Origin of the sequence: Microbacterium resistens (assembly GCF_021172025.1) — a bacterium.
Taxonomy (GTDB): Bacteria; Actinomycetota; Actinomycetes; order Actinomycetales; family Microbacteriaceae; genus Microbacterium; species Microbacterium resistens.
In genome coordinates this window covers 2,165,496-2,187,604 of record NZ_CP082781.1, presented here as the reverse complement: position 1 = coordinate 2,187,604, position 22,109 = coordinate 2,165,496, and the positions used below count along the sequence as shown (strand labels likewise).

Annotated in this window: 24 protein-coding genes; 8 read left to right on the top strand and 16 right to left on the bottom strand. The window is 71.9% G+C overall.

Annotated features, from left to right (window positions below; translation table 11 throughout):
• Positions 1 to 82: 82 nt before the first annotated feature.
• From K8F61_RS10450 to K8F61_RS10435, 4 genes are all read right to left on the bottom strand, one after another.
• Positions 83 to 1,693, bottom strand: coding sequence for an SPFH domain-containing protein (locus K8F61_RS10450; RefSeq protein WP_231818951.1), 1,611 nt, complete (start codon positions 1,691 to 1,693; stop codon positions 83 to 85).
• Positions 1,694 to 1,840: 147 nt separating this feature from the next.
• Complete coding sequence (locus K8F61_RS10445) at positions 1,841 to 2,272, bottom strand: MarR family winged helix-turn-helix transcriptional regulator (protein ID WP_067244330.1); 432 nt, start codon at positions 2,270 to 2,272, stop codon at positions 1,841 to 1,843.
• 298 nt (positions 2,273 to 2,570) lie between these two features.
• Entirely contained in the window at positions 2,571 to 2,846 is a 276-nt protein-coding gene (locus K8F61_RS10440) for a hypothetical protein (RefSeq protein WP_231818950.1), read from the bottom strand.
• Between the two features lie 380 nt (positions 2,847 to 3,226).
• On the bottom strand, positions 3,227 to 4,447 hold the full coding sequence (locus K8F61_RS10435) for a sensor histidine kinase (protein ID WP_231818949.1): 1,221 nt from the start codon (positions 4,445 to 4,447) through the stop codon (positions 3,227 to 3,229).
• A gap of 244 nt (positions 4,448 to 4,691) precedes the next feature.
• Between K8F61_RS10435 and K8F61_RS10430 the strand changes: the two genes are divergently transcribed.
• Positions 4,692 to 5,360, top strand: coding sequence for a response regulator (locus tag K8F61_RS10430; RefSeq protein WP_067244292.1), 669 nt, complete (start codon positions 4,692 to 4,694; stop codon positions 5,358 to 5,360).
• A gap of 65 nt (positions 5,361 to 5,425) precedes the next feature.
• Here the strand turns inward: K8F61_RS10430 and K8F61_RS10425 are convergent, their stop codons facing one another.
• Positions 5,426 to 5,971, bottom strand: coding sequence for a small multidrug efflux protein (locus tag K8F61_RS10425; protein WP_231818948.1), 546 nt, complete (start codon positions 5,969 to 5,971; stop codon positions 5,426 to 5,428).
• Between the two features lie 153 nt (positions 5,972 to 6,124).
• Between K8F61_RS10425 and K8F61_RS10420 the strand changes: the two genes are divergently transcribed.
• On the top strand, positions 6,125 to 7,324 hold the full coding sequence (locus K8F61_RS10420) for a sensor histidine kinase (RefSeq protein WP_231818947.1): 1,200 nt from the start codon (positions 6,125 to 6,127) through the stop codon (positions 7,322 to 7,324).
• Positions 7,321 to 7,923 (top strand): response regulator transcription factor, encoded by a 603-nt coding sequence (locus tag K8F61_RS10415; RefSeq protein WP_231818946.1) that lies wholly within the window; start codon positions 7,321 to 7,323, stop codon positions 7,921 to 7,923. The genes K8F61_RS10420 and K8F61_RS10415 overlap by 4 nt, the downstream gene beginning before the upstream one ends.
• Positions 7,924 to 7,975: 52 nt before the next feature.
• Here the strand turns inward: K8F61_RS10415 and K8F61_RS10410 are convergent, their stop codons facing one another.
• On the bottom strand, positions 7,976 to 8,686 hold the full coding sequence (locus tag K8F61_RS10410; RefSeq protein ID WP_231818945.1) for a MerR family transcriptional regulator: 711 nt from the start codon (positions 8,684 to 8,686) through the stop codon (positions 7,976 to 7,978).
• A 60-nt stretch (positions 8,687 to 8,746) separates the two neighbouring features.
• Here K8F61_RS10410 and K8F61_RS10405 point away from each other — a divergent pair, with 60 nt between their 5' ends.
• Entirely contained in the window at positions 8,747 to 9,187 is a 441-nt protein-coding gene (locus tag K8F61_RS10405) for a DUF6194 family protein (RefSeq protein WP_231818944.1), read from the top strand.
• A gap of 55 nt (positions 9,188 to 9,242) precedes the next feature.
• Here the strand turns inward: K8F61_RS10405 and K8F61_RS10400 are convergent, their stop codons facing one another.
• Positions 9,243 to 10,094 (bottom strand): PrsW family intramembrane metalloprotease, encoded by an 852-nt coding sequence (locus K8F61_RS10400; RefSeq protein WP_231818943.1) that lies wholly within the window; start codon positions 10,092 to 10,094, stop codon positions 9,243 to 9,245.
• 193 nt (positions 10,095 to 10,287) lie between these two features.
• Complete coding sequence (locus K8F61_RS10395) at positions 10,288 to 10,962, bottom strand: TetR/AcrR family transcriptional regulator (protein WP_067244275.1); 675 nt, start codon at positions 10,960 to 10,962, stop codon at positions 10,288 to 10,290.
• 69 nt (positions 10,963 to 11,031) lie between these two features.
• Between K8F61_RS10395 and K8F61_RS10390 the strand changes: the two genes are divergently transcribed.
• The gene (locus tag K8F61_RS10390) at positions 11,032 to 11,943 is read left to right on the top strand and encodes an alpha/beta hydrolase (protein WP_231818942.1); all 912 of its coding nucleotides are present in this window, start codon (positions 11,032 to 11,034) and stop codon (positions 11,941 to 11,943) included.
• 11 nt (positions 11,944 to 11,954) lie between these two features.
• On the opposite strand, the gene K8F61_RS10385 is transcribed toward K8F61_RS10390, so the two are convergent.
• Positions 11,955 to 12,689 carry a formylglycine-generating enzyme family protein gene (locus K8F61_RS10385; protein WP_067244270.1) on the bottom strand — a complete coding sequence of 245 codons (735 nt, stop codon included), beginning with the start codon at positions 12,687 to 12,689 and terminating at the stop codon, positions 11,955 to 11,957.
• Between the two features lie 64 nt (positions 12,690 to 12,753).
• Positions 12,754 to 13,698: an endonuclease/exonuclease/phosphatase family protein gene (locus K8F61_RS10380; protein ID WP_231818941.1), complete on the bottom strand. Its 945-nt coding sequence runs from the start codon at positions 13,696 to 13,698 to the stop codon at positions 12,754 to 12,756.
• Between the two features lie 154 nt (positions 13,699 to 13,852).
• Between K8F61_RS10380 and K8F61_RS10375 the strand changes: the two genes are divergently transcribed.
• Positions 13,853 to 14,608 (top strand): AAA family ATPase, encoded by a 756-nt coding sequence (locus K8F61_RS10375; protein ID WP_067249902.1) that lies wholly within the window; start codon positions 13,853 to 13,855, stop codon positions 14,606 to 14,608.
• 104 nt (positions 14,609 to 14,712) lie between these two features.
• A complete protein-coding gene (locus K8F61_RS10370) occupies positions 14,713 to 16,146 on the top strand; it encodes an MFS transporter (RefSeq protein WP_231818940.1) in 1,434 nt (477 codons plus the stop codon).
• 24 nt (positions 16,147 to 16,170) lie between these two features.
• Here K8F61_RS10370 and K8F61_RS10365 read toward each other — a convergent pair whose 3' ends face one another.
• The 5 genes from K8F61_RS10365 to K8F61_RS10345 all read right to left on the bottom strand — a co-directional run bounded on the left by K8F61_RS10365 (position 16,171) and on the right by K8F61_RS10345 (position 19,917).
• Positions 16,171 to 16,899 (bottom strand): peptidylprolyl isomerase, encoded by a 729-nt coding sequence (locus K8F61_RS10365; RefSeq protein ID WP_231818939.1) that lies wholly within the window; start codon positions 16,897 to 16,899, stop codon positions 16,171 to 16,173.
• A gap of 59 nt (positions 16,900 to 16,958) precedes the next feature.
• On the bottom strand, positions 16,959 to 17,852 hold the full coding sequence (locus tag K8F61_RS10360; RefSeq protein WP_231818938.1) for a sigma-70 family RNA polymerase sigma factor: 894 nt from the start codon (positions 17,850 to 17,852) through the stop codon (positions 16,959 to 16,961).
• A gap of 43 nt (positions 17,853 to 17,895) precedes the next feature.
• Complete coding sequence (locus K8F61_RS10355) at positions 17,896 to 18,339, bottom strand: carboxymuconolactone decarboxylase family protein (protein ID WP_231818937.1); 444 nt, start codon at positions 18,337 to 18,339, stop codon at positions 17,896 to 17,898.
• Positions 18,340 to 18,470: 131 nt separating this feature from the next.
• Positions 18,471 to 19,226, bottom strand: a complete 756-nt coding sequence (locus K8F61_RS10350; RefSeq protein ID WP_231818936.1) for an SDR family NAD(P)-dependent oxidoreductase — start codon at positions 19,224 to 19,226, stop codon at positions 18,471 to 18,473.
• A 13-nt stretch (positions 19,227 to 19,239) separates the two neighbouring features.
• On the bottom strand, positions 19,240 to 19,917 hold the full coding sequence (locus tag K8F61_RS10345; protein ID WP_231818935.1) for a GntR family transcriptional regulator: 678 nt from the start codon (positions 19,915 to 19,917) through the stop codon (positions 19,240 to 19,242).
• Between the two features lie 103 nt (positions 19,918 to 20,020).
• On the opposite strand from K8F61_RS10345, the gene K8F61_RS10340 reads away from it, so the two are divergent.
• A complete protein-coding gene (locus K8F61_RS10340; protein ID WP_231818934.1) occupies positions 20,021 to 21,262 on the top strand; it encodes an MFS transporter in 1,242 nt (413 codons plus the stop codon).
• Here the strand turns inward: K8F61_RS10340 and K8F61_RS10335 are convergent.
• Positions 21,249 to 22,049, bottom strand: coding sequence for a GNAT family N-acetyltransferase (locus K8F61_RS10335; protein ID WP_231818933.1), 801 nt, complete (start codon positions 22,047 to 22,049; stop codon positions 21,249 to 21,251). The two genes, K8F61_RS10340 and K8F61_RS10335, sit on opposite strands and share 14 nt — an antisense overlap.
• Between the last annotated feature and the right edge of the window lie 60 nt (positions 22,050 to 22,109).

Here is a 22,109-nt window from a genome sequence, read left to right as displayed (position 1 = left end):
TGGCGAAGGGCCGGAGCGGCGTCGTCCGCGACGATCGTCGGCGGATGCCCCTCCGGCCCTTCGGTCGGCGCCTGGAACGGTGTTACTCGGTCGTCTCCGGGGCGGCCTCCCGCACGGACGATGCGGATCCCGAGGCCGCCGTGGCCGGCGCCGCGGCACGAGGCGTGTCCTGCGCCTCGGCCACACCGGCGCCGAATCCGCGACCGATGGCCTGGCCCTGGATGATCGCGGCGAGGTCGAGGCCGGTCGCGGCGCTGACGCTGTCGAACACCGAACGCATCGCCTTCGCGCTGTCGCCGCCGACGACGTCCGAGGCGCCGTCCTCGCCCGATCCGCCGATGATCGAGACGTTCCCGATCGCGGCGTAGCCCTTGGCGAACTCCGCCATGATCGCGGGGAGCACTTCCAGCACACGCTGGGACAGGAAGGCCTCCTGGTTCGACGCGATGGCCTTGGCCTCCGCCTCCACCGCGGCGGCGCGCGCCTCACCCTCGGCGCGGATCGCGTCCGCCTCGGCGTTCGCCCGGAGGCGGCGCGCCTCCGCCTCGGCCTCGGCGAGGGCACGGAGCGCGCTCGCCTCACCGGCGGCCTTGGCTTCGGCGGCGGCGGCTTCACCGTCCGCGCGGGCCTTGTCCGCCTGTGCCTGCTGCTCGGCGATCCGGGTGCGGGCCTCGGCCTGCTTGACCTGTTCGATGGCCGCCGCCTCGGCGGCGCGCTCGCGCGTGTAGAGCTCCGCCTGCGCCCGCGTCTCCGCCTCGTAGCGCTGGGCATCGGCGACGCGCTTGACGTCCGCATCCAGCTGCGCCTGCTTGTTCTCCGCCTGCTGCTGGAGAACGGCCTGCTCCGCCTGCGCGCGGGCGAGCTGCTCGGCCTGCTCGGCCTCGGCACGCGCCCGGCCGATGCCGGCGTCGGCGTTGGCGGTGTTCGTGTCGAGCGCGGTCTGCTCGATCAGGTTGGCTTCCTGGTTGGCGATGTTCTTCTGGTTGATCGCACGGTCCGCGTTGGTCTGTGCGATCTCCGCGGCCTGGCGTTTGGCCTGGATCTCCGGGGCTCCGAGGGACTGGATGTACCCGACCTTGTCGGTGATGCCCTTGATCTGGAAGGAGTCGAGGATGAGTCCCTGTTCGGCCAGCTCCTGCGACACGTCCGCGGCGATCTGGTCGGAGAACTTCTTGCGCTCGCGCATGAGCTCGACGACCGACAGCGTGGCCACGATGCCGCGCAGCGCGCCCTCGAGCTGCTCGGTGGTGAACTGCTCGATCGCCTTGTCCTGCGAGGCGAAGCGCTCGGCGGCCCGACGCACGTACAGCGGGTCGGATCCGATCTTCACGATCGCCACGCCGTCGACGTTGAGCGTCACGCTGTCCAGGGACTGGGCCTCGGCGTTGAGCGACACCTGACGGGAACGCAGCGAGATGATCTCGTGACGCTGGGTGATCGGGTTGACCAGCGACTTGCCGTTGACGATCACGGTGACGGGCGATTCGCCCATCTGGGTCTGGCTGGACCCGTCCGCCGCGATCACGGCCCGCTGCACCTTCTGTCGCCGGCCCGAGATGACGAGCGCCTCGTCGGCGCGAGCGACCTTGATCCAGCTGCGCGCGAACAGCAGCGCGATCAGCAGGACGATGACGATGCCGACGACGGCGATGCCGGCGATGACCAAGATCCCGATCAGAGACGCGGGGTCCATGGTGTTCCTCCCCTCCGGGGCTCTCCGGTCGGAGAGCCGATGGCACCGGCGCCGGATGCGCGGGCGCGTCCCCTCACTCTGCCAGATGCCAGGGCTCGGGTCCGTGGACGGCGGGCCGGGCGGAGCGCAGGCGGGCCGTGGCCCGGGTCAGCGGTCGCCGCGGAGCTTGGCCGTCAGGTCGCGCAGCGTGCGCTGCTCCTCGGGGGTGAGCGCGGACATCTTCGACGCGATGGTGCGCGCATGCACGAGGGCGATGCGGTGGAACGCGCGGCTGCCCTCCTCCGTCGCGCGGATGAGGGCGCCGCGCCCGTCCTGCGGGTCGATCTCCTTGGTGACCAGTCCGCGCCCGACCATCCGGTCCACGAGGCGAGAGACGCTGGGCTGGCTGATGAGCATCCGCGCGGTCAGCTCGCGCAGCCGGACGGTCTTGCCGGGGCAGCGCGTGACCGTCAGGAGCACGTCGTACTCGGCGGCGCTGAGACCCGCACCCTCGAAGTCCGCGGACATCTCGACGAAGAGCTCGTGCTGGGCACGGAAGAGGCTTTCCCATGCCTCGACGGCCAGCTTCCGATCGCTCATCCCCTCAGGGTATAGCGAAGCTCGGACGCCGCGCCCTCCGGGGCCTGCCCTCGCCCGCCGACGCGCGCCGGGCCGGGGATCAGGGCGGCGTCGGCCCCGTCCGCGGGACATGAGTAAGGGCCGGTCGGAGAGGCTCCCGACCGGCCCTTGTCCCTTGCACCAAGAGTTCCTGCAATCACATGCGGTGGATGCCACAGCAAACATTCACCGTGCAGACACTGTATAACGGCGAGGTAACGAAAGCAACGGTTTGGTCACGAACTCAGCGGATCCCTCGGACCGAAGCTCCCGGCCCTGACTACTGCTCGTCGTCCGGCGTGGGGATCACGCCGATGCCGACGGCCTCGTGGTCAGGTTCGGGGTCGAGGGGCTTGTCGGCCTTGGGCTCCTCCCCGGGCTCCTTGGCGACGCTCGGCTCCTGCAGGTCCTCGTCCGAGGGCATCTCGTCCTGGTTGCGCTGGGCGTCCGCATCGGCGGAGTTGGTCGCGTCCGCGTCGGGCGAGTTGGCCGTATCCGAATCGGTCGGCTCGGCGGAGCCGGTCGTGTCGGTGGTGTCGTCGGCTGGTGTGCTCATGGCGGGTTCTCCTCGCATCGGTCTCTCCTCGACCCGACGGGATGCGTCGTCGGCCCGCCCAGGATGGCGCGGACCCGCTCTCTGCGGAACGGGGTTGACGAGGGCCGCCGTGCGGGACAGCCGCCCCGGCGCCTCAGACGGCACGTGCCGTACGGCCAATGAAGAGGGCCGCCGGTCTTGCCTGAGAACGGCAGAAGATGTGCCTCAGGCAAGACCCGCGGCGTCAGAGACTGGGGAGGCTCTGACTGGTCGTGGACTGGGGTTCCACGTGTGGGCTGGGGACCCACTGTCGAGATTAGGGCAGATTCGCCGTCCGTCAGAGGGACGAAGGTCGAAAGGCTAGTGGACCTTTGGCCAGGCTTTGGTCGACCATCATCCGTTCACTCGGCGGGCGCGGCCACGGCGGTCCCCGCCAGCGGGAGGCGGATGGAGACCAGCCAGTCCTCGCCGTCCTCTCCCGCGTGGAACTCGCCGCTCACGCCGAGAACGCGCTCGGCCATCCGGTTCAGGCCGGTCCCGGTGGACGGGAGGTCTCGGCGGGGGGTGGCCGGACGCGGGCTGCGGATGCTCATCCGCACGTCGTCTTGGCCGACGACGATAGCGAGCCGGACGTCGCCCGGCGCCGCGTACTTGAGCACATTGGTGGCGGACTCCCGCACCACGCGCGCGAGGATGATCTCGGCTCCGCGAGGGATGCGCTCGTCGGCCGGGTCGCCGACGATCGTGACGGGGTGCCCGGCCGCCTCGAACTCCTCGCGGGCCTCGGCGACGGCGGCGGACAGATCGCCGGATCCCACCTCGGTGCCGCGCGGAGCGTCCTTGGCGAGCTCGATGACGAAGTGCAGATCGCTGAGTGCCTTGCGGGCCGCGGAGCGGATGGCGTCTTGCGAAGTCGGCCGGGTGGCCTCGTCGTCCAGGAGCTGCGCGTGCATGGCGACGATCGTCAGATGGTGGGCGATGCTGTCGTGGAGTTCGCCGGCGATCCAGGACCGCTCGGCGAGCACGGCCTCACGCTCCTTCTCCGCGCTCGCGGCCAGTTCATGCTCGAGGCGCTGCCGACGCGCGTACGCGGCGCGGATCCCGAGACCGAGCGCTCCGGCCGCGACCGCGATGATGAGGGCGACGGCCACGATGACGGAGTCGGTGTCGCGGCCCTGTGCGAAGAACGACAGGGCAATGAGAACGAGGAATCCGGCGATATAGGCGAAGAGCACGATCGGTGTCGCCAAGCGTGTCACCAGGAGCGCCCCGATGGCGGCGGCGAAGAGCTCGCCGTCACCGCGGACGAGCAGCATCGAGGCAGTGACCGTCGCCCCGAGCGCGATGGTGGCGGCGGTCGGCGACCAAAGGTGGAGCAAGAACGTCAGAGTCGTGGCGATGCTGAGCGCTGTGCGCAATAGATCGGGGGATGGCGCAGCAAAGTAGAGAGCCAGATCGATGAGTGCACTGCCCGATACCAGTGCGATCAGCGCGACCCGCTCCGCGCGATGGAGGCCCTCGGCATGCTCCAATCGGAACCGATTCAGAGCGCGACGAGGGCTCTCTCCGCGAGGAAGCTCGCCGGCCGGCGCACCTTCCTTCTCGAGCTGATCGTCAGACATGTCAACAGTCTGCTCCATTCGGTGTCATCGGCCCGTGATGAGTCGAGCAACGTAGTCCCAGAAAGTCATGATCTTCGCACCTCCTCACTGGCTAATAGTCGATTCCTCTCTGATCTTTCCGGTCAGCAGAGGCGCGCACATCTGACTGTTAGGCAGGGTTTCGATAGCCGAAAGTCGTAGATCGGGGCAGACCCGACAGGGGGTGTTTGTATCCGGAACGACCGGACGGACGTAGGATCGGCCCATGGAAGAGGGCGGTACGGGGGAGATCCGAGTACTCATCACGGACGACGATCCGTTGGTGCGCGTGGCGTTGACGCATTTCGTCTCGCGGGCGCCGGAGATCACCGTCGTGGGAGAGGCGACCGACGGCGCAGAGGCGATCGAGGCCTTCGAGCGGCTCCATCCGGATGTCGTGATGATGGACATCCAGATGCCCGGGATGGGCGGGATCGAGGCGACCGAGGAGATCGTGTCGCGCTGGCCGGAGGCGTGCGTGGTCGCCGTCACGACGCTGGACACCCGGGAGACCGTGCTCCCGATGCTGAGCGCCGGGGCCTCGGGGTACATGCTCAAGGACTCGAGCGCCGACGAGATCGTCAGTGCGCTCAAGCAGGCGTACCAGGGGGAGAGCTCGCTCTCGCCGAGGATCGCCGCGATGCTCGTCCAGCACGTCCGCGACACGAAGCAGGCCTCGGGCGCCTACGGCCTGGAACCGCTCACCGATCGGGAGAAGGAGGTGCTCCAGCGCCTCGCGGAGGGGATGTCGAACTCCGAGATCGCCGTGGCGATCCACGTGTCGGAGGGGACGGTGAAGGCGCACCTCGGCAGCATCATGGCGAAGTGGCAGGTGCGCGACCGCGTGCAGGTCCTCGTGACGGCCGCACGCGTCGGCCTCGTCGAATTCGTCTGAGGCGGAGGGCGCCCGATCCGACGAGGCCTGTCCGACGGTGCCCGATACGGGCCGCTGCCGCCGGCTCAGCGCAGCGCGGTGATCGCGCCGGTGATCAGCAGCGTGACGACCGTCGTCCACCCCACGATCGCGACGCCCTGCCAGAACAGGATGCGCGCCTTGCCGATGCCCGACGCCGCGAGCATCGTCGCGGTGAAGTGGGTCGGGAGCAGCAGCGGGCCCAGCAGGCTCACGCCGGGGACCCCGTAGCGCTCGAACGCCCGCTGGAACTTCTCCCATCGCGCACCGCGACGCTCGCTGCCGGGCTCCGCGGGGGCGTCCTCCAGAGACGACGCCGCGCTGCCCGCAGCGACCGCCGTGCGTGACCGCCGCCGGTTGGTGATCGCGCTGCGCGCACCGGAGCTCAGCATCACCAGGATCGTCACGCAGAGGAAGTTGCCGACGATCCCCGCGATCGCGGCGACGACGGGAGCGATGCCGCCGACGATGCCGATCGCCGCCGCGCCCTCGCCCTCGATGAAGGGCACGGCACCGGCCAGCGCGACGATGAGGGGCTGGACGATCTCGGGCACCTTCGCGACGAGGTCCTGGAAGGTGTCGATGAGGTTCATGTCGATGCTCCTGTCGGTCCGCCGGGGCGGGTGCGCCGGCAGAGACCAGTCCACCGGAGCCGGTCGTGCGGCGGCAGTGCCGGCGCGTCATCGATGGTCGTGCGGTTCGCGTCGGCAGACCCTGACAAGTGTCATGGCCCTATCGTGGGGCGGGTGAGCACCGCGTCCGTCCGTCCTGTGCCGGCCGCCGATCCGTCCCCGGGAGCGCGCCAGCTGGCGAGGGGGATCACGGCGACCTGGTGGTACACGGTGTCCGCCGTGATCGGGTTCGAGGTCGCCGTGCTCTTCCTCTGGGCCGTCGTGGTCGCCGCCGACGGCACCGGCCCCGCCGTCCCTCTGACGATGGGCTTGGGCGGATCGCTCTGGGTGGCATCGACGCTGTTGCTCCTGTGGGATTACCGCCACCGCGGCGACGCCGACCGCCCGCGGTCATGGTGGCGCCTTCTCGTGCCGGTCCTGATCGCCGTGGTGTTCGGCGTCCTCGCCGGGTACCTCACGGGGAGCTGGGTGGTCCTCGCGACCCCCGTGGCGCAGTGCGCGACGCTGTGGAACTGGCCGAAGGGCGTCCGGCTCCGGGTGGTCGTCGGGCTCACCGGCCTCCTCCTCATGCTCGCCGTGATCGACGGGGCGCGGGGCATGGCGTGGTTGATGCCGGTCGGCTGGGTTCCGGTGTTCTTCGCGGTGACGCTGCCGTCGATGAGCGTGACGTCGCTGTGGTGGTGGGACGTGCTCGTCGCCCTGGACAGGGCGCGACTGTCGGAGGCGCGGCTGGCGGCGACTCAGGAGCGGCTGCGCGTGGCCACGGACGTCCACGACCTGCAGGGGCACCACCTGCAGGTGATCGCGCTTCAGCTCGAGCTCGCCGAACGCCTGATGGGGAGGGACCAGGACGCGGCGCTGGAACAGCTCCGCGCGGCCCGCGCCAGCGTGGACGAGGCGCGTCAGGGCACGCGGGACCTCGCGCTGCGGTTCCGGTCCGTGCCCCTCGGCGACGAGCTCGCCAACGCCCGGGACCTGCTCGCCGCCGCGGGGCTGACCGTGGAGGCCGACATCGCCGCCGACGCGGACGAGGCCCCGACGGCGGCCCTCGGGCCGGTCATCCGAGAGACGACGACCAACGTGCTGCGGCACGGGGGCGGGCGGCGCGCACGTCTCACCCTGCGTCGCGAGCCGAGCGGCTGGCGCTACGAGATCGTCAACGACGCGCCGTCGGACCGCCCCGCAGACGCGGACGGATCCGGTCTGGAGGGCATCGAGCGGCGGATCACCGAGGCCGGAGGCACGATCCGGGTGCGCCGCGGGGCGGACGAGTTCGCGCTCTCGGTGCTCGTGCCGGACGGGGGCGTCCGATGATCCGGGTCCTGCTCGCCGACGACGAGGGGATGATCCGCTCCGCGCTCGCGGCCCTGCTCCGGCTGGAGGACGACATCGACGTCGTCGCCGAGTGCGCGGACGGCGACGAGGCGCTGGCGGAGGCGCTGCGTCTGAAGCCAGACGTGTGCCTGCTCGACCTGGAGATGCCGGGCCGAGACGGCGTCGAGGTCGCGGCGCAGCTGGGCCGGTCGATCGCGACCCGCTGCGTGGTGGTGACCAGGCACGCGCGCCCGGGCGTGCTGCGCCGCGCCCTCTCGTCCGGCGTCGCCGGTTTCCTGCCGAAGTCCCGAGGAGCCGACGAAGTGGCTGCGGTCATCCGCCGGGTCGCCGCAGGCTCGCGATACGTCGATCCCGAGGTCGCCGCCGACGCGCTGAGCGACGAGCGCTCGCCGCTGACCGACCGCGAGCTCGACGTGCTGCGTGCGGGGCGCCGCGGCGAGACCACCGGGCAGATCGCGCGGACGCTCTCGCTGGCGCCGGGGACGGTGCGCAACCACATCTCCGCCGTGCTCGCCAAGCTCGGGGCCGCCACCCGCCAGCAGGCGGTGCTCCTCGCCGAGGAGCGCGGCTGGATCTGACCGCCGGGCGGCTGGCGCGACGGAGGACGACGGCTGTCCCGCCGCCCGCGCATCAGCGGTCGAGGAGGCGGTGGAGGTCGCCCGCCGCCGCGAGGAGCGCGACGCTGCGGCGGGAGAGGTCGGCCAGGCGCTGCTCGAGGAGGGCACGGGCGGGGAGTCCACGCCCGTGGGATCGCAGGTCCTCGAGCACCTGCCCGATCGGGGGGATCGGGTAGCCTCCGGCACGGAGCGCCGCGACGATGCGCGCGGAGTGGATCGCGTCCGCGGCGAAGCGACGGACCCGGGTCCGCTCCGCACGCGCGGGGCGGACGAGCCCCTGATCCTCCCAGTGGCGCAGGGCCGAGGTGCGGACGCCGAGGGCATCGGCGAGCTCGCCGATGCCCATCGCGTCCCTGTCGTCGAACGGCGCGTCGTCGTCCCGGAGGATCGCGTCGAGGGACCGGAGCGCCTCCCGCACGCGACGGCGCTCCTCGGCGATCCCGGCATGGAGGTCGTCGAGCATCTCGGCCGCCGCATCGAGGGGCGCGGTGCGGAGGGCGGGCAGGAGCCGACGGGCCGGGACGGGACCGACCGCCGCGGCGAGGGCGCGGTAGGCGCGGAGCGCGAGGAGATGCTCCTGCCGGTAGCGGCGATACCCGTTGGGTCCGCGTGCCGCGGGCGGGATCACGCCCAGCCTCTCCAGATCACGCACCTGCTGGGTCGAGTAGGAGACCATCCGGCCGATCTGCGCGGTGGTGAAGATCCGCTCTTGAGACTTTTCCATGGAGATCCGCTCGCTGTCGTCGCAAAGTCCACATAAGCACATGAAGCGGACTATGGAAGCATGACGATGCAGCAGATCCTCGACGCCGTCCGCGGGTTCGACGGCGTCCTTGTCATGGAACCCCACTCGGCGCCGTTCCCGGAACTCGCGTGGGGCGACGCCTTCTTCTACTACGCACCCGACGGCGTCATGCCGGAACGGACCCAGCCCTACGGGACGATCATCACCAAGGACTATCCCGAGGATGAGACCTCCAGGCTCTCGGCGGGGCGCTTCCGCGTGAACATCCACGTCGGGCGGACGCGGCTCGCGGAGGTGGCCGACCCGGTCGCGGACGCGGCGGGCGTTGACGTCATCGCCCGGCACCCCGTGTACGGAGACGCCGGGTGGGTGTCGGTCGTGAACCCTGGGGCGGCGACGACGGGCACGGTCCTGGCTCTCCTGAAGGAGGCGCATGACGCCGCTCGCGCCCGTACGCGGCGTCGCGCGGAACGAGGGTGACCGTGCCGCGCTCGGCGCAAGCGCTGACCGAGACGCAGCGCCGGACCTTGGCAGCCTACGCCTCCGAATCCCGGTCGTCGCGGCGCGTCAGGGACTGCGAGGTTGCGGACGACGAGACGGCCGGACCGGATTCGTTGGCGGGCGTGCCTCGCTGGGCGGGGTCGTCATGACGGCGCGCCCAGATCAGCGCGACGGCGAAGACACCGAGGAACAGCAGATAGACCAACAGAACCCCGATAGGCAGGTCGAAGCCGAGGGGCGTCGGAATGACGCCGAGGTCGGGTTGAACGTTGTCCCATACGAAATGGAGGGCGATCGCGGCGGCGAGAAACCCGAGCAGGGTTCCCCAGGCCTTGCGCCCACGGACCAGCAGGAGTGCCATCCCCATCCCCGCGAGGCCGGCGAACACGTTGTGCAGCCCGAACCCGATCAGAGCGCGTTCGGCGAGCACCGTCCACGCTTGACTGGCATCGTCGAGGTTGATGACGTAGGTGGTGTCTTCGAAGGCCTCGAACCCGAGACCCGTGAAGTACCCGACGATCAGTCCGTCGAGCGGGCCCCGCAGCTCGCCCCGGATCATCCACAGCAGGGTCGCGGTGATCGCGAGTTTCGTCAGTTCTTCCCCGAACGGGGCGGTCACGGATGACTGCCACGGATTCAGGCCCGCAACGGTCGTCGCGAAGAACGCTCCGAACCCGATCGAGAGCCACCGGAACCGCCACGGCACACGATTCTTCGGGAACAGGGCGATCCCGATGAGGACCAGAACGGCGGCGATGCCGACCCCGCCGGCCCACCCGACCAGGGCCTGAGTCGGCTTGAGGACAATCTCAAGGAGGTATATGGCGGCCCCGGCTGCCGAGATCACCGCCATCACCACGCAGATCCAGGTGGTGGCTCTCTTCACAGGGGGCGTCATCGTAGACACGGCTCTCTCCTTCCTTCCTGGCTTTGCGGATGCTCGGGTCAGACCCGTAAGGGACTGAGCACTTCTCACGAGCAGTTTGCAAGAGCGCGCATTCGGTGCCGCCGTCGCTTATGTGGTTCCCCGTACGGTCCCGGAGAGGGGTCGGAGCCGATCCGCGACGCCGACGAGTCGGTCACAGGTCGGCGCTCTGAGGGCCTCGCGGGGAGACGCGCGGAGCGTCGAGCGTCGCGTCCGCGGCACCGAGCGCGTGCAGGCGCTCGACGAGAGCGCGCTCGGCACGGCGGTACGGGGCGTCGCCGCCGCGGAGCACCGACTCGGCGTTCGCATGCGCGAGCAGGGCCTCGAGCTCGAAGACGAGCTGCCGTGCGTCGTCGAGCCCGGGGAGATCCCCGTCTGCCATCGCTCGGGAGATCGAGATCTCCAGGTACGAGCGCCAGAGCTCCATCGCCTCGGAGACGGCGTCGCGCACGGCGCCCGGGCGCGCCGCGTACTCCGCGGCGACGGCGAGGAAGAAGCAGCCGCCGGTGAACGTGCGCCCGGACGAGTAGTCGATCCAGGCGCGCACCAGGGCGCACAGGCGCGGAAGGCCCCGCGGGTATGCGCGCGCGGGCTCGACCACCACCTCGATGAACACGCGGCGAGCCTCGGCGACGACGGCGAGCTGGAGCTGCTCCTTGGATCCGAACAGGGCCGCGACACCGCTCTTGCTGGCATCGGTCTCGGCCGCGAGCCGGGCGATCGAGACCCCGGTGAGGCCGTCCGTCGACGCGAGCTGGGTCGCGACCGACAAGACGGCTCGGCGGGAGCGGTCTCCCCGCGCCCGGCGTCCGTCGATCGCTGTTGTCATCGCCCCAAGGTATCAGTACGATCGTGCGTATAGATATATGAACGATCGTCCGTATTGTTTGGAGTCGCCATGGATGTCCGGTCCCTCGTCCGCTCGCTCGACCGTCTCTCGCCCGTCCTGGCCGCCGCAGCGACCTATCCCGGGTACATCAGCGCCGGCCGTCGGCTGCCGGTGCGCCCGCGCGACCGGGCGACCCACGACGACGCCCGGCGTCGGCTCCGCGACCTCGGCGGGCACCGCGTCATCGTGTACGAGTGGGGGACCGGACCCCGCGCCGTGCTCATCGTGCACGGCTGGCGCGGGCGGGCCTCGCAGTTCGGAGCGATCATCCGTGAGCTGCTCTTCGCGGGCTACCGCGTCGTCGCCTTCGACGCGCCCGCCTCCGGGGACTCGCCGGGGCGACGCACCCACGTCGGCGAGTACCGCCGGATCATCGACGCCCTGGCGCAGGAGGAGGACGGCGGGAGCTTCCACGCGGTCGTGGCGCACTCGGCCGGAGCGCTGGCCGCGCTCACCGCCGTCGCCGACGGGGGGATCTCGCGGCGCATGGTCGCGATCGCACCGGTGGTCCGGTACTCGGCCCTCAGCGAGGCGTTCGCGCGGGGAGCCGGACTCGGCGAGAAGGCGAGGATCCGGCAGGAGGGATGGTTCACACGGCGGCTGCGGCGCGACGGCGTCGACGCGGCGTCCTACGACCTGCTCGCCCGGGAGCTCCCCGCGGACCTCCGGATCCAGATCGTCCACGATGCCGGGGACGGGCGGTCCGAGGTGGGAGAGAGCCGGCGCCTCGCCGAGCGGCATCCGGGCCGGGTGAATGTGACCGAGAGCACCGGACTCGGGCACACCCGGATCCTCGAGGCGGACGTGACACTCGACACCGTGCTCGAGGCGGTCGGTGCCGTCGCCGTCGCACCCGGCGAGACGACTCGGCCCGGCGTGCCGGCGGCTTCGCGGGCCGGATCAGGACGCGACGCGGCCTGACCGGGGTTGCGTCACGCCGCCGAGGCCGCCAGCCGGAAGCCGACGCCGATCGCGCGCAGATCCTCCTCGTACGCGCCGTGCCGACGTGCGCACCGGGCGAGATCGCGGTCGTGGCGGAACGCGCCGCCGCGCGTGATGTGCGGGTCGAACGCCCAGGACTCCGTCGCGGCGAGCTCAGGCGGCGCGCCCGGATAGGGAGCGTAGAGCGTGGACGTCCACTCATCCACGTTCCCGGCCATGTCGAGGACGCCGAACGGGCTCGCGCCGCCCGGGAACGAGCCCACCGGAGTGGTCGTGCCGAGTCCCAGATCCACGAGGTTCGCCAGCCCGCGACGGTACTCGTCGCCCCAGGGGAACTCGCGCGCGTCGTCGCCTCGGGCGGCCCGCTCCCACTCGTCCTCGGTCGGCAGGCGCACATCCATGCCGGTGCGGCGCGCCGTCCACGCGCAGAAGGCGACCGCCGCATCCCAGGAGACGCCGAACACCGGGTGGTCCGCCGGGCCGTCCGGCAGCGAGCGACCGGTCTCGGCGGCGAAGGGCTCCCACTGCCCGACCGTGACGGGAGTCCGCGCGATCCGGAACGCCGGCACGCGGATCCGCGTGCGCGGGACCTCCTTCACGTACCAGGCCATGGGGACGCCGGTGTCCGAGAACCGCTCGGCGATGTCGGGGAGGTCGTCCGCGGGCGTGCCGCGCAGGAGCGTCCCTGCGGGGATCTCCACCCAGTCGATGGCCTCGTCGGGCATGCGTCCTCCTTGTGAGATCCGGTCATCCCATCCTCCCGGCATCCCGGGGCACGGGCGCCGTTCGTCAGAAGTCCACGGTCGTGAGCGTGGCGAGGTGATCGCTGGCTCCGGCGCGGACGACGGTCGAGGAGACGACGGACAGGCCGCGCTCGAAGACCTGGTCGATCCGCGCGAGCGGGAAGGCCGCGGGCCACGTCAGGCCGAGGCCCGCCTCCGTCGGGCGCACCCAGTCGGCGCTCGCTCGCAGCGGTCCCAGGGCCGGGTCGGTGGGCGTCGCGTTGAAGTCGCCGACCGCGAGGACCCGGTCGGCGTCGTCCGCGGCGATCTCGTCCGACAGCGCGGAGAGCATCGTGTCCCGTGCGTGCTGCTCGCCCGGCCGCAGGGAGGCGGCATGGATCAGGTAGACGCTCAGGGGGCCTGCCGGCGTGTCCGCGACGACGCGCAGGGCGCGGTTCCAGCCGAGCCCGAGATCGAGCGGCTCCGTGTCGACCAGCGGGTAGGCGCTCCAGACGCCGACGGTCCCGATCCGGTACGAGTACGCGAACCGCTGCCCGAGGAGCTCGTCCGCCACCGCGCCGCTCTCGCCGTCGAGCTCGGTGAGCGTCACGATCTGCGCGCCGGTGTCCATCAGCGTGCGAGCGGAGGCGGCGACCCCTCCCGAGTTCGCCTGCACGTTCTGGCTGGCGACGGTGAGGGCGCCGGTGCCGGACCCGGGGAGTGCGGGCAGCGCCGGGATCATCGCGAGAGACCAGACGACGCCCGCGGCGAGCGGGACGAGGACGGCCCGCCGCGCGAGGAGCGCCGTCAGCACGACGGCCACCGCGATCGCGGCGCCCACCCACGGCAGCGTCGCGGCGACCAGCGCGCCGACCTGCCCCGGGAGCATCCCGAGGAGCACCCACACGGCGAGCAGCACGCTCGCCGCCGCCAGGGCGCGCCCTCGGCGCACCGGTCGCGCGCGAGGCGGGGGCGGCGGGGCGTGCACGGCCGCAGGAAGCGTCTGGGTCATGGGTCCTCCGGTCGGGTGCGGCAGGAGCGCCGGACTCCAGGAACGTATCTGATGATCCTGTCCGCCGGATGTCCGTCCTCTGTGGGTCGGATGGACGCACTGTCGGCAGCTCCCGGCACAATGGGGCGCACGGTCGGACCAGCGGAGGGGGAGCATGGAGTCGTTCTGGGATCCGCGCAGTCGCCGCACCCGCCAGCAGCCGGTCGTCGCGGTGAGCGCCAACGACGACGCGCCGGACCCGGCCTCCCCGCGATGGCCGGTGAGCATCCCGGCGGTCGCTCAGGTGCTGCGGGACGGGCTGGATCTCGATCCTGGGGTGACCTTCCTCGTCGGCGAGAACGGCAGCGGGAAGTCCACGCTCGTGGAGGGGATCGCCATCGCGTACGGACTCTCCCCGGAGGGGGGATCCCGCCAGGCGAACCACCGCACCCGGGCCACGGAGTCGCCGCTGTCGGACTGGCTGCGGATCCGACGCGGAGTCGGGGCCGACCGGTGGGGGTTCTTCCTGCGCGCCGAGACGATGCACTCCTTCTACACCTACCTCGAGGAGAACCCGGGGACCGGTCCGGAGCCGGCCTTCCACGAGATGAGCCACGGCGAGTCCTTCCTCGCGCTGCTCGACGCGCGCTTCGACGACCCCGGCTTCTACTGTCTCGACGAGCCGGAGGCAGCGCTGTCCTTCGGCTCGACGCTCTCGCTCATCGCCGTGCTGCGCCGCATCGCCGACGAGGGCGGGCAGGTGCTCTGCGCCACGCACTCGCCGGTGCTCGCCGCCCTCCCGGGAGCGACGATCCTCGAGGTCGGCGACCACGGGCTGCGTCGCGTCGGGTGGGATGAGCTGGAGCTCGTCGCCCACTGGCGCTCGTTCCTGGGGGATCCGTCCCGCTACCTCCGCCACCTGCTCGACTGACGTGCCGTGGGCGGCCGGGGCCAGCCGCGGCGGCGATCCGGAGACCGACCCTCGGTTCTCCCCCTAGACTCGGAGGCGATGTCGCGAAACGGGTGGGTCGTCTGATGGGAGTCGAAGAGGAGCGCCGTCGACTGTCGCGGCCGGCACCGCATCGCGCGATCGTCGCGGTGCTGCTGGCCACGGGGCTCTGCGCGTCGTTCCTGTTCACGCTCGTCGTCCCGATCCAGTCGAAGCTGCCGGATCTGCTCGGCGCCGCCCGCGAGGACACCGCCTGGGTGGTCACGGCCACCTTGCTGGCGTCGGCGGTGGTCACCCCGATCGCGGGACGTCTCGGCGACATGTACGGCAAGCGCCGCATCATCCTGTCGCTGCTGGTGATCACCCTCATCGGGTCCGTGGTCGTCGCCCTGTCGTCGCAGATCCAGGGCGTCGTCATCGGCAGGACGCTGCAGGGCGCGATGGCGGGAGTGATCCCGCTGGGCATCGCGGTCATGCGCGACGTGCTCCCGACCGAGCGCGTGGACGGCGCCGTGGCCATGATGAGCTCGACGCTCGGCGTGGGCGGTGCGCTGGGCCTTCCCATCAGCGCTCTCATCACGGAGTACGCCGACTGGCATCTGCTGTTCTGGGTGACCACCGTGCTGTGCGCGGCCGCGTTCGTGCTCGTGCTCTGGGTGGTGCCGGTCAGCGTCCTGCGCACCGAAGGGCGATTCGACTACCTCGGCGCCGCGGGTCTCAGCATCGCGCTGATCGGCGTGCTGCTCGCCGTGTCGCGCGGCGATCAATGGGGCTGGTCGTCACCGGCGACGCTGCTGAGCGGGTTCGGGGGACTCGCACTCCTCGTGCTGTGGGGCTGGTATCAGCTGCGGGCGAAGGAGCCGCTCCTGGATCTGCGGGTCGCGGCCCGCCGGCCCGTGCTCCTCACGAACCTGGCCTCGGTCGCGATGGGCTTCGCCCTCTTCGCCTCGAACGTGGTGTACCCGCAGCTGCTGGAGCTGCCGCCCGAGTCCGGTGTGGGCTTCGGTCTGCCCCTGATCGCCGCCAGCCTGGTCGTGATGCCGTCGGGCGTCCTGATGATGCTGCTGTCCCCGGTCGCCGGGCGCGTGGCTCACGCGATCGGCCCCAAGGTGCTGCTGCTGGGCGGCGCCGCCGCCCTGATCGCCGCGTACGCGATCACCATCCTCCTGCACAGCGAGGTCTGGCACGTCCTCGTCGCGAACCTCCTGATCGGCGTAGGGATCGGCTTCGGCTACGCCTCGATGCCGATGCTCATCATGCGCTCCGTGCCGCAGAGCGAGACCGGCGCGTCCAATGGGCTCAACGCGCTGTGCCGGTCTCTCGGCACGAGCGCCGCGGCGGCCGTGATGGGCGCCGTCCTCGCGGCGTCCAGCGCCCAGAGCCCGATGGGGCAGCCCACCGAGGACGGATTCCAGCTGGCGTTCCTGCTCGGCATCGGCGCCGCGGCCGTCGCGTTCGTGCTCGCCCTGATCATCCCGACGAAGCCCGCACGCGAACGGCACCCCTCCCTGCCGGAGTGAGGACGTCGCCGGCGGGCGCGGGGCTCAGCCGGCGGTGACGCCGGCGATCGTCACGGGCTCTTTGGGCTTGCCGTCGCCCGCCCCGGTGTCGGTGCCCTTTGCCGCGATGGCCTTGACGACCTCGACGCTCGCCGCGTCCAGGGATCCGAAGACCGTGTAGCTCGGGGCGAGCTGGGTGTCGGCGTAGACCACGAAGAACTGCGAGCCGTTCGTGTCGGGGCCGGCGTTGGCCATCGCGAGGGTCCCGGCCGGGTAGGTCTCCGAACCGGTCAGCTCGTCGGGGAACTCGTACCCCGGCCCGCCGGTGCCCGTGCCGGTGGGGTCGCCGCACTGCAGCACGAAGATGCCGGACGTGGTGAGACGGTGGCAGGGGGTCTCGTCGAAGTAGCCCTGTTGCGCGAGCGACAGGAAGCTGTTGACGGTGCACGGCGCGGCGTCCGCGTCGAGGGACACGGCCAGATCGCCCGCACTGGTGCGGATCGTCGCCGGGACCGTGCCCGACGCGGTCGGCTCCGCGGGCGGCGTGGTCACGTCCTTGGCCGCCGGTCCCGCCGCACCGTAGACGCAGGTGCCCGCGGGCGTGGTCGGTTCCGCGCTGGCGCTGGCGTCGCTGGGCGCACCGGATCCGGCGTCCGTCGGCGCCGCGGGAGTCGTGGAGCATCCGGCGAGGGCGAGCATGGCCGCGGCCGACACCGCGAGCAGGGAACGGCGGGCCAGGGAACGGGGGGCCAGGGGACGGGAGGAGGTGCGCATGCATCGATCGTAGTTCGGCCCGGAGCGCGCGCCCGACGCGGCGAGCCGGGCGCGTGGTGTCACGCCGCGCGTGCGTGGCGGAGCTTCTCCGGGTTCGCGACCTGCCGCAGTGCACGGATCCGACCCGAATCGCCGAGCTCGATCGTCACGACCGCGTCGTGCCCCGAGTAGTGCAGCAGGAGGGCCGTCTCGCCGTTGACCTCCACCAGACCGCCCCGGAGCGGATGGACGGCGTCGTGCGCGCGGGCGCGTTCCACGATCCCCCGCAGGAAGCGCGCGACCTTCTCCGCGCCGAACACCGGGTTGAGCGCGCTGCGGACCCGGCCCCCGCCGTCCGCCCACAGGATCGCGTCGTCTTCCAGGAGGGTCACCACGGCGTCGATCTCGCCTTCCTCGATCGCGGCGACCAGACGGGCGAGGGCCTCCCGGTCCGCGGAGCGCGGCGGCGTCGACGTCGCGTCGATCCGCAGCCGCCGCTCGGCCCGCGAGAGGAGCTGGCGCACCGCCGCCGGGCTCTTCTCCAGGATCTCCGCGATCTCCCGCGTCGGCATGCCGAACGCGCGATGCAGCACCACCGCGGCGCGGGCCTCGGGGGCGAGCTGCTCGGCGAGGTGCAGCAGCGCGTGGGAGAGCAGCTCGCGGTCCGCGATCGCGTCCTCGGGCAGACGCCCGGTCGCCACCGGTTCCGGAAGCCAGTGCCCGACGTAGTCCTCCCGGACCGCGATCTCGGCCCGCAGCCGGTCGATGGAGCGTCGCACGCACATGGTCGTGAGCAGGGCCGGCCAGGACCGCACCTCGCGCGTCCCGGCCCGCTCCTCGCGCAGGGCGTCGATCGCGACCTCCGACACCACGTCCTCGGCGTGCCCGAGATCGCCCAGCATGCGATAGGCGATCCCGAGCAGCCGGCCGCGTTCCCGCTCCCACGCCTGCGCGGCGGGGGAGGAGGCGGTCATGGCCTCCACGCTAGCCCGTGCGGCGGGTGGGCCGGGGATCCGTTCACTCGACCGGATGCTTGTCGTCCACCGGCGGCTCCATCTCGGTCGCGATGGCGATCCGGTTCCACACGTTGATCGTCGCGATCGCGAGCACGAGGGCCCCGAGCTCTCCCTCGTCGAAGTGCTGCGCGGCGGCGTTCCAGATCTCGTCCGTGACGGTCGTGGGCCCAAGCTCCGTCACGGCGTCGGTCAGCGCGAGGACCGCGAGCTCCCGCTCGTCGAACAGGCTCCGGGAGTGCTGCCAGGCCGCCACGGCGTGGAGCTTGCGTTGCGGGATGCCGTGCTTCGCGCCGTCGGTGGCGTGCATGTCGACGCAGAACCCGCAGCCGTTGAGGATCGACGCGCGAAGCTTCAGGAGCTCGTACAGGGTGGTGTCGACGGACTTCCGGGAGTACGCCTCCAATCCGATCACGGCGGCGTAGCCGAGCTTGTTGGTCCGGGACATGTCGATTCGCATCGCGGATGCATCCGTTCCGCCGGCTCGCTCCGGCGGATCTCGCCGGAGGCGTGCACCGGCCTCATGGATGGTGTCGGAGCGGACGCCGGAAGTGTGACAGTCGGCGGTCGATCGACGCGTCAGCCTCGGCCGAGGAGGGCCCCGCCGTTGACCTGGATGATCTGACCGGTTGTCCAGGCGGCGGACGGCCCGGCCAGATACGACACCGCACCGGCCACCTCGTCGGGCGTGCCCGGGCGGTTCATCGGGACCCCGGCGAGGCGCGAGGCGGCGATCTCGGGGGTGCGCCGGCCGTCCCAGAACTCGGTGTCGGGCACGTATCCGGGGGCCACGGCGTTCACCGTCACACCCTCGTCGGCGAGCTGGAGGGCCAGGCCCATGCTCCATCCGTGGATCGCGGCCTTGGCCGCACCGTAGGCGTCCGCGCCACGGAGCCCGGCGATGGAGCTGATCGACACGATGCGTCCCGGTCGTCGCACATGGGGAAGCAGCGCCTCGGTGAGGAGCACGGCCGTGAGGACGTTGCGGCGGAAGTTGGCCTCGTAATAGTCCGCCAGTCCGCTCAGGCCCTCGCCGCGGTCGAGGAGGTTCCCGCCCGCATTGTTCACGAGCACGTCGACCGCCCCGGCCGCCGCGATCTCGGCGGCCGCGCGCTCCACCTGCGCGGGGTCCTCGAGGTCCGCCGTCACGATGTGCACCCGGCGCTCGGGGGCGGCCCGGCGGATCTGCTCGGCGGCCTCGTCCAGGACGGCGGGGCGGCGGCCGATGATCGTCACGTCGAAACCGTCGCGGGCGAGCCGGAGGGCCGTGGCCCGACCGATCCCCGTGCCGCCGCCGCTGATGACCGCGTGCCCGGCCTCGTCCCTCGTCGTCATGACGCCAGCCTAATCAGCCCTCGTCCACGACGGCGAGCCCGTGCCCGCGGAGTCGGCGCCGCTCATGCGCGAGCGTCTCGACCGTCCGTTGCGCTCCGCTGCGGACGTGCGCGCGGACGAGCCCCGCGGCTCGTTCCGCGTCCCGGGCCATGAGGGCGTCCGCGATCTCCCGGTGCTCGTCCCTGGCGCGGTCTCTGGCCTCGTCCGTGCGCACCTCGAGCCACCGCGGCCGCAGGAGCCGCGTCATCGTGCCCGCCAGCCCTTCGGCCAGGAAGACGTTACCGGAGAGCCGGCCGATGATCTCGTGGAAGCCCGCGCCGGGGCGGAGCAGGTCGTCGTCGTCCGTCGCGATCGCGTCGGCGAGCGCGGCGAGGTCGTCGTCCGAGGCGCGGTCGGCGGCCATCCGGACGGCGGCGACCTCGATCGCCTCGCGGTACTCGGCCAGGGCTCGGATCTCGGCCAGGTCGATCGGGGCGACGGTCCAGCCCCGGCCGTCGCGGCGGACGAGGCCATCGGCCTCGAGGCGCAGGAGGGCGGCGCGGATCGGGGTGCGCGACGAGCCGAGGCGATCCTCGAGCCCGCGTTCGGTGAGCTTCTCACCCGGCAGGTGGTCCAGGGTGAGGATCCCGTGTCGCAGGCGGCCGTAGACCGAGGTGTCCCGCGGGAGCCCGGATCGGTGCGCAGTGCTCATCGTGCTCCTCATCGACGACCTTCTTCCTCAGCGCGGAATATGTGGGATACCAATCGGGTGTACCGTAACGATACCCCTCTTGGACGACCTGAAGGAGATCGCGATGGCTTCTGCGACGCCGCGTCGAGCGTGGATGATGCTCTCCCTCGGCGTCGCCGCCCAAGCGGCGGGGACTGTGTTCGTGAGCACCCCGGCCTTCCTGATTCCGCATCTGCATGCCGAGCAGGGCATGTCGCTCGCCGAGGGAGGGCTCCTCGCCGCCGCGCCGACGGTGGGGCTCGTCCTGACGATGGTGCTCTGGGGTGCCCTGGCGGACCGGCACGGGGAACGGATCGTGATCGCCGGCGGATCCGCGCTCACCGCGGTGGCGGCCCTCGGCGCGGCGGCCCTGGCCGAGGATCGCGCGCTGTTGGGGCTGCTGCTGCTCGTCGGTGGCGCGGCCTCGGCGAGCGTGAACGCGGCGAGCGGACGCGTGGTGATCGGGTGGTTCCCGCGCGAGCGCCGAGGGCTGGCGATGGGGGTCCGCCAGATCTCGCAGCCGTTAGGCGTGTCGGTCGCCGCCGTGCTCGTGCCCGCGTTCGTGGGAGGCGCCGGCGTGGGCGCCGCCCTCCTCCTGTCCGCCGTGCTCACCGGTGCGCTCGCGGTGCTGTGCGCCATCGGCATCCGCAACCCGCCCAGGGCCCCGCGGACGGAGGCCGTGCTCGCCCGTCCGGCCAACCCGTACCGCGCCGGGTCGTTCCTGTGGCGCATCCACCTCGTGTCGGCGCTGCTCGTCGTGCCCCAGTTCGCCCTGTCGATCTTCGGCGTCGTCTGGCTCGTGACCGATCTGCGGTGGGACGCCACGATGGCCGGGCTGCTCATCTCCGTCGCGCAGTTCGTCGGCGCACTGGGCCGGATCCTCATCGGGGGCGTCAGCGACCGCGTGGGCAGCCGGGTCCGGGTGTTGCGGTGGGTGGCGATCGCGGGGGTCGCGGTGATGCTGGCGGTCGGCGCCGCCGGCGCGCTGCGCATCGACGCGGCGGCCGCCGTCGTCTTCGTCCTGGCGACGGTGGTCAGCGTGGCCGACAACGGTTTGGCGTTCACCTCGGTGGCCGAGGCGGCGGGCACGTCGTGGGCGGGGCGGGCGCTCGGCGTGCAGAACACCGGTCAGTTCCTCGTCGCATCCGCGGTGGGTCCGGCGGTCGGCGCGCTGATCGGACTGGTGGGGGCGCCGGTGGCCTTCGCCCTGCTGGCGGCGGCGCCCGCGGTCGCGCTGCCCCTGGTCCCGCGCGAGGACCGCCACGATCTCGCGGAACCCGTCGGTTCCCTCCCCGTCGCGCCTGACGGAGGGATCAGAACCCCGTGAGCTCGACCTCGTGCATGACCTCGACGGGACGGTAGCCGAACGCCTCGTTCGTGCGGTACATCGCGGTGTTGGCAGGGTCGGTCCAGGTGTAGACGACACGGCACTCGGGCGCCTCTTTCCGCAGCCGCGCGAGCGTGTCCCGCTTGAGCGCCCCGCCGAGTCCGTGTCCGCGGTGGGCGGGCATCACGAGCGTGTCGTCCTGACGTGCCACGCGCGCGTCATCCCTCGGGGTCATGAGGACGGAGTACCCCGCGAACTCGCCGGTCGAGCGGGAGCGGGCCGCCGCCACGAACGAGCGCCAGCTCGCGGATGTGCGCTCCTCGGAGACCCGCAGGCGCTCCTCGTCGAGGACGATCGGATCGATGTTGATCTCGCCCAGGGGGACGTCGGCGTTCATCTGGTTGCGCATCGCCAGGTACGCCGGGAGGAACTCCTCGGGGCAGCGGTCGGTCCAGCCGAGGATCTCGTAGGCCCCATCGGGGCGGGACGGGGCGGTCGATGCCGCGGGACCGTCCGCCCCGGGGACGTCGAGACGCAGCACGTGCTCCGTGTGGACCACCCGGTAGCCGAGGGCCTCGGCGAACACGGCGCGGGTGCCGCTCGCATCCATCGGTCGGGAGACCTCGGTCAGGATCGTGCGGCGCCCCGCCTCCCGGCACTCCGCGACGAGACGCTCGTGGAGCGCGCGGCCGATGCCGCGTCGCCAGACCGGCGGGAGAACGCCCAGCGCGAGCGTCGCCAGGTGCGGATTGTCGGCGAGGGAGAAGGCGAGCTCGGCCGCCCCCACCGGCTCACCCCCCCCATCTCCGCCAGGAACCACCGGCGCTCGGCGTACGGCGACGGGGAC

Bases quoted from the DNA above. Each gene is read 5' to 3' on its own strand.
- K8F61_RS10445 (WP_067244330.1), bottom strand. From the start codon at position 2,272: ATGAGCGATCGGAAGCTGGCCGTCGAGGCATGGGAAAGCCTCTTCCGT.
- K8F61_RS10440 (WP_231818950.1), bottom strand. From the start codon at position 2,846: ATGAGCACACCAGCCGACGACACCACCGACACGACCGGCTCCGCCGAG.
- K8F61_RS10430 (WP_067244292.1), top strand. From the start codon at position 4,692: ATGGAAGAGGGCGGTACGGGGGAGATCCGAGTACTCATCACGGACGAC.
- K8F61_RS10375 (WP_067249902.1), top strand. From the start codon at position 13,853: ATGGAGTCGTTCTGGGATCCGCGCAGTCGCCGCACCCGCCAGCAGCCG.
- K8F61_RS10380 (WP_231818941.1), bottom strand. From the start codon at position 13,698: ATGACCCAGACGCTTCCTGCGGCCGTGCACGCCCCGCCGCCCCCGCCT.
- K8F61_RS10450 (WP_231818951.1), bottom strand. From the start codon at position 1,693: ATGGACCCCGCGTCTCTGATCGGGATCTTGGTCATCGCCGGCATCGCC.
- K8F61_RS10385 (WP_067244270.1), bottom strand. From the start codon at position 12,689: ATGCCCGACGAGGCCATCGACTGGGTGGAGATCCCCGCAGGGACGCTC.
- K8F61_RS10345 (WP_231818935.1), bottom strand. From the start codon at position 19,917: ATGAGCACTGCGCACCGATCCGGGCTCCCGCGGGACACCTCGGTCTAC.
- K8F61_RS10340 (WP_231818934.1), top strand. From the start codon at position 20,021: ATGGCTTCTGCGACGCCGCGTCGAGCGTGGATGATGCTCTCCCTCGGC.
- K8F61_RS10360 (WP_231818938.1), bottom strand. From the start codon at position 17,852: ATGACCGCCTCCTCCCCCGCCGCGCAGGCGTGGGAGCGGGAACGCGGC.
- K8F61_RS10415 (WP_231818946.1), top strand. From the start codon at position 7,321: ATGATCCGGGTCCTGCTCGCCGACGACGAGGGGATGATCCGCTCCGCG.
- K8F61_RS10365 (WP_231818939.1), bottom strand. From the start codon at position 16,899: ATGCGCACCTCCTCCCGTCCCCTGGCCCCCCGTTCCCTGGCCCGCCGT.
- K8F61_RS10355 (WP_231818937.1), bottom strand. From the start codon at position 18,339: ATGTCCCGGACCAACAAGCTCGGCTACGCCGCCGTGATCGGATTGGAG.
- K8F61_RS10405 (WP_231818944.1), top strand. From the start codon at position 8,747: ATGACGATGCAGCAGATCCTCGACGCCGTCCGCGGGTTCGACGGCGTC.
- K8F61_RS10390 (WP_231818942.1), top strand. From the start codon at position 11,032: ATGGATGTCCGGTCCCTCGTCCGCTCGCTCGACCGTCTCTCGCCCGTC.
- K8F61_RS10350 (WP_231818936.1), bottom strand. From the start codon at position 19,226: ATGACGACGAGGGACGAGGCCGGGCACGCGGTCATCAGCGGCGGCGGC.
- K8F61_RS10425 (WP_231818948.1), bottom strand. From the start codon at position 5,971: ATGAACCTCATCGACACCTTCCAGGACCTCGTCGCGAAGGTGCCCGAG.
- K8F61_RS10410 (WP_231818945.1), bottom strand. From the start codon at position 8,686: ATGGAAAAGTCTCAAGAGCGGATCTTCACCACCGCGCAGATCGGCCGG.
- K8F61_RS10370 (WP_231818940.1), top strand. From the start codon at position 14,713: ATGGGAGTCGAAGAGGAGCGCCGTCGACTGTCGCGGCCGGCACCGCAT.
- K8F61_RS10395 (WP_067244275.1), bottom strand. From the start codon at position 10,962: ATGACAACAGCGATCGACGGACGCCGGGCGCGGGGAGACCGCTCCCGC.
- K8F61_RS10435 (WP_231818949.1), bottom strand. From the start codon at position 4,447: ATGTCTGACGATCAGCTCGAGAAGGAAGGTGCGCCGGCCGGCGAGCTT.